Raw genomic sequence first — 14,585 nt, forward strand, 5'->3', positions numbered from 1 at the left:
GTTCAGCTCAGCTGCCGGAAATCATCGCCTCGGCGAATCGGTCCACCGCCCAGTCGATCTCGTCCCTGGTGATGACCAGCGGTGGGGCGAAGCGCAGGGTGTGACCGTGGGTGTCCTTGACGAGCACGCCGCGTTCGGCCAACCGCAGGCTCACCTGTTTGCCGGTGCCGAACTGGGCGTCGATGTCGACGCCCGCCCACAATCCCATGCCGCGCACCGCGGTGACACCGTGTACGCCGGCCAGCCGGGTGTGCAGGTGCGCGCCCAGTTCGGTTGAGCGGGACTGGTATTCACCGGTCTCCAGAATGCCGATGACGGTGGAACCGATGGCGGCGGCCAGCGGGTTGCCGCCGAAGGTGGAGCCGTGCTCGCCGGGGTGCAGTACGCCCAGCACGTCGCGGTCGGCCACCACCGCCGACAAGGGGACCACTCCGCCGCCGAGTGCCTTGCCCAGCAGATAGATGTCAGGCACCACGCCCCAGTGGTCACAGGCGAAGGTCCGGCCGGTGCGCGCCAGGCCGGACTGGATCTCGTCGGCGATCATCAGCACGTTGTGCTCGGTGCACAGCCGGCGCACCCCAGGCAGGAAATCCGCGGGAGGCACGATGATGCCGGCCTCGCCCTGTATCGGCTCCAACAGGACGGCGACGGTGTTCTCGTCGATCGCCGCCGCCACGGCATCGGCATCGCCGAACGGCACCGCACGGAAGCCGGGGGTGAACGGGCCGAACCCACCGCGGGCCGTCTCGTCATCGGAGAAGCTGATGATGGTGGTGGTACGGCCATGGAAGTTGTTGCGGGCCACGATGATATTGGCCTGCCCCGCCGGAACACCCTTGACATCGGCACCCCATTTGCGGGCCACCTTGATCGCGCTCTCGACGGCCTCGGCGCCACTGTTCATCGGCAGCACCATGTCCTTGCCGCACAAGCTGGCCAGCGCCTCGCAGAACGGGCCGAGCCGGTCGGAGTGAAATGCCCGGCTCACCAGGGTGACGGCATCGAGCTGGGCGTGCGCGGCGGCCGTGATCACCGGATTGCGGTGACCGAAGTTCACCGCCGAGTAGGCGGCCAGGCAGTCCAGATAACGGTGCCCGTCCACGTCGGTGATCCAGGCACCCTCGGCCGACGCCGCGACAACGGGCAGCGGGGAGTAGTTGTGCGCCGCGTAGCGGTCGTCGAGTGCGATCGCCGCGCTCGTCCGGCTGCTGACGGCATCCACGACTGTCACGGGTGTACCTCCAGTGTGCAACATTTGATCGATCCGCCGCCCTTGAGCAGCTCGGACAGATCCACCCCGATCGGTTCGAATCCGGCGTCGCGCAGTTGGTCGGCGAATCCGGTCGCACCGATCGGCAGGACGACGTGGCGGCCATCGGAGACCGCGTTGAGGCCGAGCACGAAGGCGTCCGCGGAGGCGACCTCGATGGCGGTGGGGAACAGTTCACGCAGACGGGCCTGTGCGGCCTCGGAGAACGCCGGCGGGTAATAGGCGACGGTGACATCCGGTCCGTCGCTGAGCACCGTGAGCGCGGTGTCGAGGTGGTAGAACCGCGGATCGAGCAGTTCCAGGCTGATCACTGGCAGTCCGGTGATCGCGGCGACCTCGTCGTGCGCGCGCCGGTCGGTGCGAAAACCGTAGCCGGCCAACACCATCGACCCGGCCACCAGCAGATCGCCCTGGCCTTCATTGTGGTGGCGGGTGCGCGCGGGCTGATGACCGGACTCGGCCATCCACGCGGCGTAGGCGTCGGCCTCGGCGGCACGCTGCGGGAAGGTGAAGTTCGCGACGACCGCCCGGCCGTTGACGACGAGTCCACCGTTGGCCGCGTAGACCATGTCCGGCAGCCCGGCAACCGGTTCCACCAGGTCGACGGTGTGGCCGAGTTGGGTGTAGGTGTCGCGCAGCGTCTCCCACTGGCGAAGGGCGAGATGCACATCGACGGGGACGCTGGTGTCCATCCACGGATTGATGGCGTACTCGACGGCGAAGTGGCGCGGTGCCGTCATCACGAAGTGGCGGGTGCGGGCCTTGCGGACGAGCGTAGTAGTGGCGGTGAGATCGGAGACCGTCATGATCATGACGGTATTAGCTATCGCTGGTGCAATCAATCGCCGTGTATTGCGTCTGTAGTATCGATTCATTGCGTCACAGCTCTCCGAGCGGTGATCTGTTGTTCACAGGGGGTGATGAGCGATGGACGAGACCGATGAACGCATCCTCGCCGAGCTGACCGACGATGCGCGCGCCACCTTCGCCGAGATCGGGCAGCGGGTGAATCTGTCGGCGCCGGCGGTCAAGAGGCGGGTCGACCGCATGCTCGACAGCGGCGTCATCCGCGGGTTCACCGCGGTGGTGGATCGCAATGCCCTCGGCTGGACCACCGAGGCCTATGTGCAGGTCTACTGCCACGGCACCATCGCGCCCAGCGAGTTGCACCGGGCCTGGGTGGACATCCCGGAGGTGGTCAGCGCGGCCACGGTGACGGGTACCGCGGATGCCATCCTGCATGTGCTGGCACGGGATATGCGCCACCTCGAGGACGCCCTGGAGCGAATCCGGGCCAGCGCCGACATCGAGCGCAGCGAGAGCATCGTGGTGTTGTCGAACATCATCGAGCGCACCCGGTCCTGAGCGGTACCGCCGGGGTGGTGGACTACAGAAGCGCGCCATCGTGTAAGAAACACCACGTGGCAACCAATGGGGGCATCGTCATTGTCGGTGGTGGGCTGGCTGCAGCCCGCACGGCCGAACAATTGCGCCGCGCCGAATACACCGGACCGATCACCATCGTCAGCGACGAGCAGCATCTGCCGTACGACCGGCCGCCGCTGTCCAAGGAAGTTCTGCGCAACCCCGAGCACGACGTGGTGCTCAAGCCGCAGGAGTTCTACGACGAGGCCGACATCACGCTGCGGCTCGGGTCGGCCGCGCAGTCGGTGGACACCGCGGCGAAGGCGCTGACCCTGGCCGATGGCTCGACGCTCGAGTATGACGAGCTCGTCATCGCGACCGGCCTTGCACCCAAGCGCATTCCGTCCTTCCCGGACCTGGAGGGCATCCGGGTGCTGCGCTCGATCGGCGAGAGTGCCGAACTGCGTGACCACGCCGCGACCGCCCGGCACGCCGTCATCGTCGGCGCCGGCTTCATCGGGTGTGAGGTCGCCGCCAGCCTGCGCCAGCTCGGTGTCGACGTGGTGATCGTGGAGCCGCAGCCGACCCCGCTGGCCTCGGTGCTCGGCGAGAAGATCGGCGCGCTGGTGACCCGGCTGCACGAGGCCGAGGGTGTGCAGGTGCTGTGTGGCGTGGGTGTGGCTTCGGTGTCCGGTGTGGACAAGGTCGAGAAGGTCGTGCTCTCCGATGGCACCGAGCTGGACGCCGACGTCGTCGTCGTCGGCATCGGTTCGCATCCGGTGACCGGCTGGCTCGACGGCAGCGGCATCGCGGTGGACAACGGTGTGGTGTGCGATGACGCCGGCCGGACCAGCGCCGAACACGTCTGGGCCATCGGCGATGTGGCCTCCTGGCGTTCCGAGGTGGGGCACCAGGTGCGCGTCGAGCACTGGAGCAACGTCGCCGAGCAGGCCCGGGTGCTGGTGCCGGCGATCCTCGGTCAGGAACCGGGCAGCGCGGCGATTTCGGTGCCGTACTTCTGGAGCGACCAGTACGACGTCAAGATCCAGTGCCTGGGTGAGCCCGCGGCCGACGACGTGGTGCACATCGTCGAGGACGACGGTCGGAAGTTTCTCGCCTACTACGAGCGCGACGGCATCGTCACCGCCGTGGTCGGTGGCGGGATGCCCGGCAAGGTGATGAAGGCCCGCGGCAAGATYGCCTCCGGTGCCGCCATCGCCGACGTGCTGCCTGCCTAGTGCTCACCTAGGTAGAACCGGGCGCCCTGGTCATCGGTGCACAACGCGGACTTGCCGTACGACTGTGTCGAGGGCTCCTCCAGGACGGTCCCGCCGGCCGCCCGGACCCGTTCGACCGAGGCGTCGATGTCCTCGACGTTCCACATCGGCACCGTCGCGGGCTGCGCGTTTCCGCCGGCTGCACCGGCCATCGGATGCGATTCCTGGACAGCCCAACCGTCGTCGACCCGCCCGGATTCGAAGGTCCAGTGCAGCACCCGGGAGTAGAACGACCGGAAGTCGGCCGAGTTCTCCACGAAGTACGTGATGTACGAAAGTTCGCCGGGCCCAGTGCCGTTGAGTGCAGGCCGTGGGGTGCCCACCGAGTCCCGGTACACCGCGAACGGTGCACCGGACGGATCGACCGCGTCCAGCACGGTGCCGAACTCGCGCTGCTGGGGTTCGCCGACGGTGCCGCCGCCGGCCACGATGGCCTCGCGGGCGGCGTCCAGATCATCGACGGCGTAGCAGCAGAACAGCGTGCTGGGCCCCGCGGTCTCGAAGATGCCCATGGACAGGCTGGAGCCGGCGACGTGGTGCCCGTCGAACGACCAGCCGAGCACTGCCGAGTAGAACGCCGCGGCCCGGGCGGCATCGGGGGTGTTGACCGACACGTAGCCGACGTCGCCGTGCTTGATCTGCACCGGGGCGCCGGTCATCGGGCCGGACAGCATCCACCGGTGTCCGGAGGGGTCGATGATCGTCGCGCCGCGGGCACCGTGGTCCTCGTAGACCTCGCGCAGCACGGTGGCCCCGTGCTCGCGGGCGCGCTGCAGGACGGCGTCGGTGTCGGTCACCGGCAGCATCAAGCTCACCGAGACAGACTGCGGAGCAGGCGCTTTGAGACCCAACTCGGGGAATTCGTCGGCCAGGTAGAGCACCCCGTCGCCGATGGCGAGTTCGGCATGGCCGACCCGCCCGTCGCTCATCAGGATCGGATCGCCGATGACGGTCGCGCCCAGCGCCGCGACGTACCACGCGATGGCGGCCTTGGCGTCCGGCACCGCGAGGTAGGGGATGGCCGCCGGCCTCGGCGGGGCGGTGGCGGTGGTCGAATTCAGTTCTGCGATAGCGGTATCGGTGCCACTCATGACAACTCCTTCAGCGTTGGCGGGCAGGGTGAGGGCCGATTCCAGTCGTGCGCGCAGTCGGGCCGCAAACACCGGATCGGGTGCCACCGGGACTTCGTCGCCGTGCAGCACGGCCAGCGGATCCTGGTTGTTGATGTCCCGGTTGTTGTTCACGACGGCCCTCCTTCCGGTGACGGGTATTGCGATCTGAAGGCGCGGCGGGCCCGCACCAGCAGGGTTTCGGTGGCGTGCACGGTGCGCCCGATCAGTGCCGCGCACTCGGGCACCGAGCAGTCGTCGAGATAGCGCAGCGCCAACACGGTGCGGTGGTGTTCGGGCAACCGTGCCAACACCGCCTCGGCGACGATGCGGTCCAGTTCGGCATCCCAGTCGTCCACGGGATCGACCGCTTCCGGCAGTTCGGCGACGGGCACGCTGAACCTGTCGTGCCGGCGGCGATAGTGGTCGGCCAACTTGTGCCGGGCCACCCCGATCAGCCAGGGCACCGTCATTGGCGGCGGTGTCGGTTTGCGCGCCGCATCCATGGCCGCCAGGAAGGTGTCCGAGGTGAGATCCTCGGCGGCCGCGCGGTCACCGCAGCGCCGGGTGAAGTACCCGTACACCACAGGCAGTGCCTCGTCGTAGAGCTCAAGTAGCTCCCGAGGGGCATCGCGGTGACCCGATTCGACGCTCACACCTCTATCRTCGCCGTCCGGGGCCGAACTCCGACACCCCCACTTTCCTGCGATTTGTGGAGTTCTTGTCGGAAAGGTTCCGACAAGAACTCCTCAAATCGCTCAGAGGGTGTGCAGGCCGCGGCCGACCACGTCGAAAGAATCGCCCAGCAGGTGTTCCAGGGAAACCGACTTGTCGGCCAGCCACTGCTCGTAGGCGGTCAGCGCGACACCCAGCAGTGTCCAGGCGGCGGTCTGGGGGACCAGGCCGCCCGGTTCCTCGCCGCGCCTGCGGGCCACGTACTCGGCCACCACGGTGCGCCAGCCGGCGTACATGGTCATCGAATGTGCCTGCAGCGCATCGGTTCCCAGGATCAGCCGCATGCGCTGGCGATGGCGTTCCTCATCGTCGAAGCGGTTGAACGCCAGCAGTGCGGTGCGCAGGGCCACGGCGATGTCACCGCGCTGATCGCCCTCGGCGAGCAGTTCGCGCATGAGGTTCAGGTGCGCGTCGAAGTCGCCCCAGGGGATGGCGTTCTTGGACGGGTAGTAGCGGAACAGCGTGCGGCGGGCGATGCCGGCCGCCCGTGCGACATCGTCGACGCTGACCTCGTCGAAGCCGTGGCTGGCGAAGAGTTCCAGCGCGACGGAGGTGATGTGGTCCTGGGTGGTGGACGGCCGGCGACCGACACGGGGCCCGGACGACTTCGCCATGAAACCCACCCTTCCATTTCTGCACTCGATGCCATATTCTTGCGACCCAGGTCACAATTGTCGATGACCTAGACGTATCACAGCCAAGAAAGGTGCGATCCCCATGGACCAGAATCAGCAGGTTGAGACCGAAGCGCAGCTCGTCACCGAGTCCCTCGTCGAAGAGGTCTCGATCGACGGTATGTGCGGGGTTTACTGATCGTGAGCGCACCCACTGCTGATGCAGTGGCGTTCGACCCCGATCGCGGCTGGCGGCTGCACCACCAGGTGGCGGTGCGGCCGGAGCCGTTCGGGGCGCTGCTGTACCACTTCGGTACCCGCAAGCTGTCGTTCCTGAAGAACCGGACGATCGTCGCGGTGGTCAACTCGCTCGACGAGCACCCCGACATCCGATCCGCTTGCCGCGCCGCCGGAATCGACGACGACGCCCAAGGCCCGTACCTACATGCGCTCAGTGTGCTGGTGAAATCCAACATGCTCGTTGCCAAGGAGATCTAGATGACCGCCGTCCTGCCCCCGGCGCTCGTGCCCGTTTCAGCCCCGGAACCGACGAAAGTTCCCCGCCTGGTCGAGCAGTTCGAGCACGGCCTCGATGCCCCGATCTGCCTGACCTGGGAACTGACCTACGCGTGCAACCTGTCCTGCGTGCACTGCCTGTCCTCGTCGGGCAAGCGCGATCCCCGTGAGCTGAGCACTCAGCAGTGTAAGGACATCATCGACGAACTCGAACGCATGCAGGTGTTCTACGTGAACATCGGCGGCGGGGAACCCACTGTCCGGTCGGACTTCTGGGAACTCGTCGACTACGCCACCGAACATCACGTCGGAGTGAAGTTCTCCACCAACGGGGTTCGCATCAACCGTGAGGTGGCGGCCAAACTCGCCGCCAGCGACTACGTCGACGTGCAGATCTCGCTCGACGGCGCGACCGCCGAGGTCAACGACGAGGTGCGTGGTCCCGGTTCGTTCGCGATGGCGATCCGGGCGTTGGAGAACCTCAAGGACGCCGGCTTCAAGGACGCCAAGATCTCGGTGGTCGTGACCCGCCAGAACGTCGACCAGCTCGACGATTTCAAGGCGCTGGCAGACACCTACGGCGCCACCCTGCGCATCACCCGGCTGCGGCCGTCCGGTCGCGGCGCCGATGTGTGGGACGACCTGCATCCCACGCCGGTGCAGCAGGTGCAGCTCTACGAATGGCTGGTCGCCCATGGCGAGGGAGTCCTCACCGGTGACTCGTTCTTCCACCTGTCGGGTCTGGGCGAGCCGGGCGCGCTGGCCGGGCTCAACCTGTGTGGTGCCGGCCGGGTGGTGTGCCTGATCGATCCGATCGGCGACGTGTACGCCTGCCCGTTCGCCATCCACGAGAAGTTCCATGCTGGAAACATCCTGCAGGACACCGGCTTCGGCACCGGATTCAAGAACGTCTGGCAGAAGTCTCCGTTGTTCCAGGAGCTGCGCGAACCGCAGTCCGCCGGGGCCTGCAGCGGCTGCGCGCATTACGACTCCTGCCGGGGCGGTTGCATGGCGGCCAAGTTCTTCACCGGTCTGCCGATGGACGGGCCCGACCCCGAGTGCGTGCAGGGGTACGGCGAACCCGCCCTGGCCGCCGAACGGGACAAGCCCAAGTCCTCGGTCGACCACTCCCGAGCGGGTGGGCGCAAGGGCCCGATCCCGCTCAAACTGCTCACCGTCCCGCCCAAGAAGTTCTGTAACGAAAGTCCTGTGTAGAGATCATGGCTCGCGATACCTGGTTCGAGACCGTTGCCATCGCCCAACAGCGTGCGAAGAAACGGCTGCCCCGCTCCGCCTACTCCTCGCTGATCTCGGCGAGCGAGAAGGGGGTATCGGTCTCCGACAACGTCGAGGCGTTCTCCCAGCTCGGCTTCGCCCCGCATGTCATCGGTGCCACCGAGAAGCGTGAGAGGGCGACAACGGTGATGGGACAGGACATCTCGATGCCCGTCGTCATCTCGCCGACCGGCGTGCAGGCGGTCGACCCCGACGGCGAGGTGGCCGTGGCCCGGGCGGCGGCCGCCCGCGGCACCGCGATGGGGTTGTCGTCGTTCGCGAGCAAGCCGATGGAGGAAGTGACCGCCGTCAACGGCAAGATCTTCTTCCAGATCTACTGGCTGGGCAGCCGGGACGAGATCCTGGCCCGCATGGTGCGGGCCCGCGAGGCCGGTGCGGTCGGTCTGATCCTGACCACCGACTGGAGCTTCAGCCACGGCCGGGACTGGGGCAGCCCCAAGATCCCGGAGCAGATGGACCTCAAGACCATGGTGAAGATGGCACCGGAGGTCATCACCAAGCCGCGCTGGTTCTACAGCTTCGCCAAGACCCTGCGACCGCCGGACCTGCGAGTTCCCAACCAGGGCCGCCGCGGTGAAGCCGGCCCGACGTTCTTCGAGGCCTACGGTCAGTGGATGGGCACCCCGCCGCCGACCTGGGAGGATGTGGCCTGGCTGCGCGAGCAGTGGGGCGGGCCGTTCCTGCTGAAGGGCATGGTTCGCGTCGATGACGCCAAACGTGCTGTGGATGCCGGTGTTTCGRCCATCACGGTGTCCAACCACGGTGGTAACAACCTGGACGGCACCCCGGCCGCGATCCGCTGCCTGCCGGCCATCGCCGACGCGGTCGGCGATCAGGTCGAAGTTTTGCTGGACGGCGGCGTCCGGCGCGGCAGCGATGTCGTCAAGGCTGTCGCCCTCGGCGCCCGCGCGGTGTTGATCGGACGGGCCTACCTGTGGGGCCTGGCGGCCAATGGACAGGCCGGCGTGGAGAACGTGCTCGACATCTTGTCCGGAGGCATCGACTCGGCGTTGCGGGGTCTGGGCAAGTCCTCGATCCACGATCTGACGCGCGAGGACATCCTGATCCCCGAGGGCTTCACCCGGACGCTCGGAGTGCCGCAGTCCTGACACGCCGGTAGCCTGATACGGGCGTGACTGACGTGACGGACGTGACCGGTTGTCCGCCGACTGGCCGACAGGCGCGGAAATCAATTGCCGCGCATGCGCCAACAATCGGTGCACACCAGGTGAATTCGGCCTACCATCACCGAGTGGCTTTACCCGGGGAGCTCGGCAGTGTGACGTCGAGTGGACTGCTTGGTACCCCACGCAACCAGCAATCCGGCGGATCGCCTGCGCTCATCGTGCCGCTCGGCTCCACCGAACAGCACGGCCCGCACCTGCCGCTGGACACCGACACCCGCATTGCGACCGCCGTGGCACGCGCGGTGGCAGCCCGGCTCGGCGCCGGATGGCTGCTGGCCCCCGCGCTCAGCTACGGCGCGAGCGGCGAGCACGAGGGATTCGCGGGCACGGTCTCGATCGGCACCGAGGCGCTACGGCTGTTGCTGGTCGAGTTCGGCCGGTCCGCCTGCAACTGGGCCTCCCGGCTGGTCTTCGTCAACGGGCACGGCGGCAATGTCGAAGCGCTGGCCGGCGCGGTCGGACTGTTGCGTACCGAGGGTCGCGACGTCAGCTGGAGCTCGTGCATGGTCGCCGGTGCGGACGCGCACGCCGGGCACACCGAAACATCTGTATTGCTACATATTTCGCCCGAGGCCGTACACACCGATGCGGTGGTGCCGGGGAACAGCGCGCCGTTGGCCGAACTGATGCCCGCCATGCGTGCCGGCGGTGTGGCGGCGGTCAGCGCGGTCGGGGTGCTCGGGGATCCGACCACCGCCACGGTGGCCGACGGGCAACGGTACTTTGCCGATATGGTCGACGGGTGTGCCCGCAAACTCCTGACTTGGACGCCGAACGGGCACGGGATGCTGACATGACCGGGCCGCGCCTGCCCGACGGATTCGCCGTCCAGGTGGACCGCCGGGTCAAGGTGCTGGGTGCCGGATCGGCGTTGCTCGGCGGCTCGCCCACCCGTTTGCTGCGGCTCGCGCCGGTGGCCCAGACGATGATCGACGACGGCCGCCTGGAGGTCCACGACGCGCTGTCGGCGCAGCTGGCCCGCACCCTGCTCGACGCCACCGTCGCGCACCCGCGTCCCCCCAGCGGTCCGTCACATCACGATGTGACGGTCGTGATCCCGGTGCGCGACAATGTGTTCGGGGTCAGCAGGCTGGTGCGGGCGCTGCGCGGCATGAACGTGGTGGTGGTCGACGACGGGTCCGCCGAACCGCTGACCGACACCGATTTCCACGGCGCGCGCTGTGAGGTCCGGGTGCTGCGCCATGCCCGCAGTCGGGGCCCGGCGGCCGCCCGCAACACCGGCCTGCGTGCCTGCAATACCGACTTCGTGGCGTTCCTGGACTCCGACGTGGTCCCGCGCCGCGGCTGGATGGAAGCGCTGCTCGGCCACTTCTGCGACCCCGCTGTCGCGCTGGTCGCCCCCAGGATCATCAGCCTCAACGAGCCGGACAATCTGGTCGCCCGGTACGAGGCTGTGCGCTCTTCGTTGGATCTGGGCATGCGGGAGGCGCCGGTGGTGCCCTACGGCACGGTGTCCTACGTGCCCAGCGCCGCCATCATCTGCCGGCGCAGCGCGCTGACCGAGGTGGGCGGCTTCGACGAGACCATGGAGTCCGGGGAAGATGTCGACCTCTGCTGGAGGTTCATCGAAGCCGGTGCCCGGTTGCGTTATGAACCCATCGCGCTGGTCGGCCACGAACACCGAACCCAGCTGCGGGAATGGTTCCAGCGCAAGGCTTTCTACGGGCAGTCCGCGGCCCCGCTGGCAGTCCGGCATCCGGGCAAGACGGCACCGATGGTGTTGTCACGGTGGATGCTGGTGCTCTGGCTGCTGGTGGCGACCAGATCCGGCTACGGCTATCTCTTCGCCGCGGTGGTCGCGGCGTTCTTCGGCAGACGCATCTCGGCCTCACTGGAGTCGGTCGACACCGGTCCCAAGGACGTGGCCGCGGTGGCCGCCGGCGGGCTGTGGGGCGCCGCCCTGCAGGTGGCCTCGGCCATCTGCCGGCATTACTGGCCGGTGGCGCTGCTGGCCGCGGTGTTCTTCCGCCGATGCCGCCAGGTGGTGCTCGTCGCCGCCGTCGTGGACGGTCTGGCCGACTGGGCCAACCGCCGCAACAGCGTCGCCGAGGACACCCATCGCGTCGGCCTGCTGAGCTACCTGCTGCTCAAACGTCTCGACGACGTGGCCTACGGGCTGGGGCTGTGGACCGGCGTGGTCCGCGAACGCCACATGGGCGCACTCAAGCCGCAGATCCGAACCTGAAGCGCGACGCGTTGCAGACGGATGTCCTGATCGTCGGTGCCGGTAGCGCTGGTTCGATTCTTGCCGAACGTCTTTCATCCGACACCCGGCGTACCGTGACGGTCCTGGAGGCGGGTCCGCAGGCCGTTCCGCCGCATGCCGGCGATGCGCACCTGGTGCCGATCGGGCCCGGTRGCCCGGTGGTAAGCCGGTACCCGGCGGTCCTGACCGATGTCCCGCGCCGGGAGGTCGATCTGGTGCGAGGCGCGGTGGTCGGCGGTTCCGGCGCGATCAACGGCGGCTACTTCTGCCGGGGCGTACCCGCGGACTACGCGGACTGGAAGACACCCGGATGGTCCTGGGAGGAGGTGTTGCCGCACTTCCGGGCGATCGAGACGGACCTGGACTTCAGCGGCCCGCTGCACGGCGACTCCGGGCCGATACCCGTGCGCAGGACACGTGAGTTCAGCACGGGCACCGAAAAATTCGTGCAGGCGGTGCTCGCGAAGGGGTTCGGCTGGATCGACGACCTCAACGGGGCCGGGCCCGCCGACGGAGTGGGCGCACTGCCCCTGAACGTGCGGGACGGCACCCGGGTCGGTCCGGGCGCGGCGTTCCTGGGGCCGGCTCTGCAGCGGCCGAACCTGCTGGTGCAGCCGGCCACCAGGGCGCAGCGGATACGCTTTTCCGGATCCCGGGCGGTCGGCGTGGACGCGCTCGGTCCCTCGGGGCCGGTGTACTACGCCGCCGACCGCATCGTCCTGTGCGCCGGAGCCATCGGCACCGCGCACCTGCTGCTGGTGTCCGGTTGTGGTCCCGCGGCGGTACTCGTTTCCGCCGGTATCCCGGTGCAGGCGGATCTACCGGTGGGGGAGCGGTTCAGCGATCACCCGGAGTGGGTGCTGCCCGTCGACTGGCCGGCCACCGGTGGGCGCACCCCGATCGAGGCGGCGCTGTCGGTGGACGGTCTGGAGATCCGCTTGTACACATCGGGTTTCGCGCAGATGACCGGGGAAACGCCATCGGACCCGCCGCATATCGGCGTGGCGCTCATGCGCCCCGCGGCGCGTGGCCGGTTGACGGTGTCATCCCCGGATATCGCAGTGGCTCCGGTGATCGAGCATCACTACGACACCGTCGCCGAGGATGTCGAGGCGCTGCGGCGCGGCGCCGACCTGGCCCGGGAGATCGCCGGAGTCGTTGACCGCGAGGCGAACTGGTCCACCACCCAACACCTCTGCGGTACCGCGCCGCTGGGCGCGGTGCTCGATCCGCAGTGCCGGGTGCTGGGTGTCGACGGGTTGTGGGTGGCCGACGGTTCGATCATGCCGGCACCCACCTCGCGCGGGCCCCATGCCACCATCGCGATGATCGGGCACCGGGCGGCGGAGCTGATCGCGGGCTAGTCGCGGTGCCTGCCGGCACCGCGGAGACGGCGCACGAGCCGCAACTGCTGATCGTCGCGGCCGGGTGCCCACAGCCCGATGACCACGGCGCTGACGCCCACGATGACCGCGAGTCCCAGCAGCGACGCACTCATCGATTCGACGAAGGCCGTCCGGCCGAGTTCGGCGATGCGTGCGCCCGCCGGTCCCAGCGTCGCCGACACCTCCAGGGCCTGACCCAGGGATCCGAGCGCGGCGTCGCGAGCGGGTGGCGGCAGCTCGGCCGGGAGCCTGGGCGCCAGCAGAGCGGTGTACTGCGCGGCCAGCAGCGAGCCGGCCAGTGCGATGCCCAGGGCGGCGCCGATCTCGCGGGTGGTGTCGTTGACGGCGGAGGCCACGCCCTGCTTGTCGTCGGGAGCGGTGTTCATGATCGCGGAAGTGGTTGGTGCGGTGAGTAATCCGATGCCGATGCTCATCACGAGCAAGGGCCAGCCGACGGCCGCATAGCCGTCCGCGATGGTGATGGTGCTCAGCAGCAGAAAGCCGACGGCGATGAACGTGAGCCCGGTGGAGACGACCGGTCGAAGCCCGGCGCGCGGCAGGTACCAGAACGAGGTCGCGGACAGCAGCAGGACCGGCCCCATCAGCGGGGTCAGGGCAAAGGCCGTCTTGATCGGGCTGTAGCCGAGGATCAGTTGCATGTGCTGCATCACGACGTAGAAGAAGCCGAACATGGCAAGGAAGAACACCGTGATGGCGGCCGCGCCGGTTGCGAAGGCGGGATTGGCGAACAGTCGGACGTCGAGCAGTGGATGTTCGCGTCGAAGCTCGATGATGCCGAACGCCAGCATCATCAGCGCGCCCACGACGATGCAACCGATGACCAGTGCATCGGACCAGCCACGGGCGGGCGCCTCCAGGATGCCGAACACGAGCACCGCGACACCGCCACCGATGACGACGGCGCCGAGCCAGTCCAGCGGTTTGGCGATCGTCTCCTTCGATGTCGCGATGGTCAGCGTGAGGACGAACAGCAGCACCCCGGCGCCCGCGAAGGCCCAGAAGATCGCCTGCCATCCGAAGAAGTGCAGCAGTCCACCCGAGCCGAGCATGCCGACGATGGCGCCACAACCTGCGGTGCCCGCCCAAATGCCAACGGCCTTGTTGCGCTGATCTTTCGGGTATGCGGAGGTCAACAGGGACAGGGTCGCGGGCATCACGAAGGCGGCGCCCGCGCCCGCCACTCCGCGCGCGATGATCAGGTGCATCGGGTCCGACCAGAGCACCGGTGCGATCGAGGCGATGCCGAAGATGGCCAGACCCAGCAGCAGGGCGCCGCGGCGACCGTAGCGGTCGCCCAGTGCGCCGGCGGGCAGGAGCAGGCAGGCGAGCACCAGGGTGTAGCTGTCGACGATCCAGGTGAGTTCGGTCTGGGTGGCCGACGTCGCCTTGGCGAGATCGGGGAGCGCGGTGTTCAGCGCGACCATCGAGGAGATGACCAGCAGCACACCGAGACACGCGATGAGCAGTGTCCACACGCGGACTCTGGCCGAAAGGCCGGCCAGGGAGGAATCGGTAGGCCGGTCCGACTCGGCAAGTGTGTCGACCATTGRCCCTCTTTCGACGAGTGCGTTATTTTTGATACT

At 68.1% G+C, this 14,585-nt stretch carries 15 protein-coding genes; 9 read left to right on the top strand and 6 right to left on the bottom strand.

What is annotated here, in order from left to right:
• Nucleotides 1–7: 7 nt before the first annotated feature.
• Nucleotides 8–1,255 carry an ornithine--oxo-acid transaminase gene (rocD, locus tag AC1DTF_RS12085; RefSeq protein WP_477474217.1) on the bottom strand — a complete coding sequence of 416 codons (1,248 nt, stop codon included), beginning with the start codon at nt 1,253–1,255 and terminating at the stop codon, nt 8–10.
• Complete coding sequence (ddaH, locus tag AC1DTF_RS12090; RefSeq protein ID WP_477474218.1) at nt 1,228–2,076, bottom strand: dimethylargininase; 849 nt, start codon at nt 2,074–2,076, stop codon at nt 1,228–1,230. The genes rocD and ddaH overlap by 28 nt, the downstream gene beginning before the upstream one ends.
• 121 nt (nt 2,077–2,197) lie before the next feature.
• Between ddaH and AC1DTF_RS12095 the strand changes: the two genes are divergently transcribed.
• Both AC1DTF_RS12095 and AC1DTF_RS12100 read left to right on the top strand, forming a co-directional pair.
• Nucleotides 2,198–2,635 (top strand): Rv2324 family transcriptional regulator, encoded by a 438-nt coding sequence (locus AC1DTF_RS12095; RefSeq protein ID WP_057167002.1) that lies wholly within the window; start codon nt 2,198–2,200, stop codon nt 2,633–2,635.
• A 56-nt stretch (nt 2,636–2,691) separates the two neighbouring features.
• Nucleotides 2,692–3,873 carry an NAD(P)/FAD-dependent oxidoreductase gene (locus AC1DTF_RS12100; protein ID WP_477474219.1) on the top strand — a complete coding sequence of 394 codons (1,182 nt, stop codon included), beginning with the start codon at nt 2,692–2,694 and terminating at the stop codon, nt 3,871–3,873.
• Here AC1DTF_RS12100 and AC1DTF_RS12105 read toward each other — a convergent pair.
• From AC1DTF_RS12105 to mftR, 3 genes are all read right to left on the bottom strand, one after another.
• Complete coding sequence (locus AC1DTF_RS12105; protein WP_477474220.1) at nt 3,870–5,156, bottom strand: VOC family protein; 1,287 nt, start codon at nt 5,154–5,156, stop codon at nt 3,870–3,872. The two genes, AC1DTF_RS12100 and AC1DTF_RS12105, sit on opposite strands and share 4 nt — an antisense overlap.
• The gene (locus AC1DTF_RS12110) at nt 5,153–5,677 is read right to left on the bottom strand and encodes an RNA polymerase sigma factor (protein WP_477474221.1); all 525 of its coding nucleotides are present in this window, start codon (nt 5,675–5,677) and stop codon (nt 5,153–5,155) included. Before AC1DTF_RS12110 ends, AC1DTF_RS12105 begins: the two co-directional genes overlap by 4 nt.
• Nucleotides 5,678–5,779: 102 nt before the next feature.
• A complete protein-coding gene (gene mftR, locus AC1DTF_RS12115; RefSeq protein WP_477474222.1) occupies nt 5,780–6,370 on the bottom strand; it encodes a mycofactocin system transcriptional regulator in 591 nt (196 codons plus the stop codon).
• Between the two features lie 103 nt (nt 6,371–6,473).
• Between mftR and mftA the strand changes: the two genes are divergently transcribed.
• The 7 genes from mftA to mftG all read left to right on the top strand — a co-directional run bounded on the left by mftA (nt 6,474) and on the right by mftG (nt 12,960).
• On the top strand, nt 6,474–6,569 hold the full coding sequence (mftA, locus tag AC1DTF_RS12120; RefSeq protein ID WP_073856536.1) for a mycofactocin precursor MftA: 96 nt from the start codon (nt 6,474–6,476) through the stop codon (nt 6,567–6,569).
• Nucleotides 6,554–6,868: a mycofactocin biosynthesis chaperone MftB gene (gene mftB / locus AC1DTF_RS12125; protein ID WP_057167005.1), complete on the top strand. Its 315-nt coding sequence runs from the start codon at nt 6,554–6,556 to the stop codon at nt 6,866–6,868. Before mftA ends, mftB begins: the two co-directional genes overlap by 16 nt.
• A complete protein-coding gene (mftC, locus tag AC1DTF_RS12130) occupies nt 6,869–8,101 on the top strand; it encodes a mycofactocin radical SAM maturase (protein WP_057167006.1) in 1,233 nt (410 codons plus the stop codon).
• Between the two features lie 5 nt (nt 8,102–8,106).
• Nucleotides 8,107–9,291, top strand: a complete 1,185-nt coding sequence (gene mftD, locus AC1DTF_RS12135) for a pre-mycofactocin synthase MftD (protein WP_477474223.1) — start codon at nt 8,107–8,109, stop codon at nt 9,289–9,291.
• Between the two features lie 119 nt (nt 9,292–9,410).
• Nucleotides 9,411–10,166 (top strand): mycofactocin biosynthesis peptidyl-dipeptidase MftE, encoded by a 756-nt coding sequence (gene mftE, locus AC1DTF_RS12140; protein ID WP_477474224.1) that lies wholly within the window; start codon nt 9,411–9,413, stop codon nt 10,164–10,166.
• Nucleotides 10,163–11,575 carry a mycofactocin biosynthesis glycosyltransferase MftF gene (mftF, locus tag AC1DTF_RS12145; RefSeq protein ID WP_477474225.1) on the top strand — a complete coding sequence of 471 codons (1,413 nt, stop codon included), beginning with the start codon at nt 10,163–10,165 and terminating at the stop codon, nt 11,573–11,575. The genes mftE and mftF overlap by 4 nt, the downstream gene beginning before the upstream one ends.
• An 11-nt stretch (nt 11,576–11,586) precedes the next feature.
• Nucleotides 11,587–12,960 (top strand): mycofactocin dehydrogenase MftG, encoded by a 1,374-nt coding sequence (gene mftG, locus AC1DTF_RS12150; RefSeq protein WP_477474226.1) that lies wholly within the window; start codon nt 11,587–11,589, stop codon nt 12,958–12,960.
• Here mftG and AC1DTF_RS12155 read toward each other — a convergent pair.
• Nucleotides 12,957–14,549 (bottom strand): MFS transporter, encoded by a 1,593-nt coding sequence (locus tag AC1DTF_RS12155; RefSeq protein ID WP_477474227.1) that lies wholly within the window; start codon nt 14,547–14,549, stop codon nt 12,957–12,959. The two genes, mftG and AC1DTF_RS12155, sit on opposite strands and share 4 nt — an antisense overlap.
• Between the last annotated feature and the right edge of the window lie 36 nt (nt 14,550–14,585).

The sequence above is a fragment of the Mycobacterium sp. P4_H6 genome (assembly GCF_056400845.1).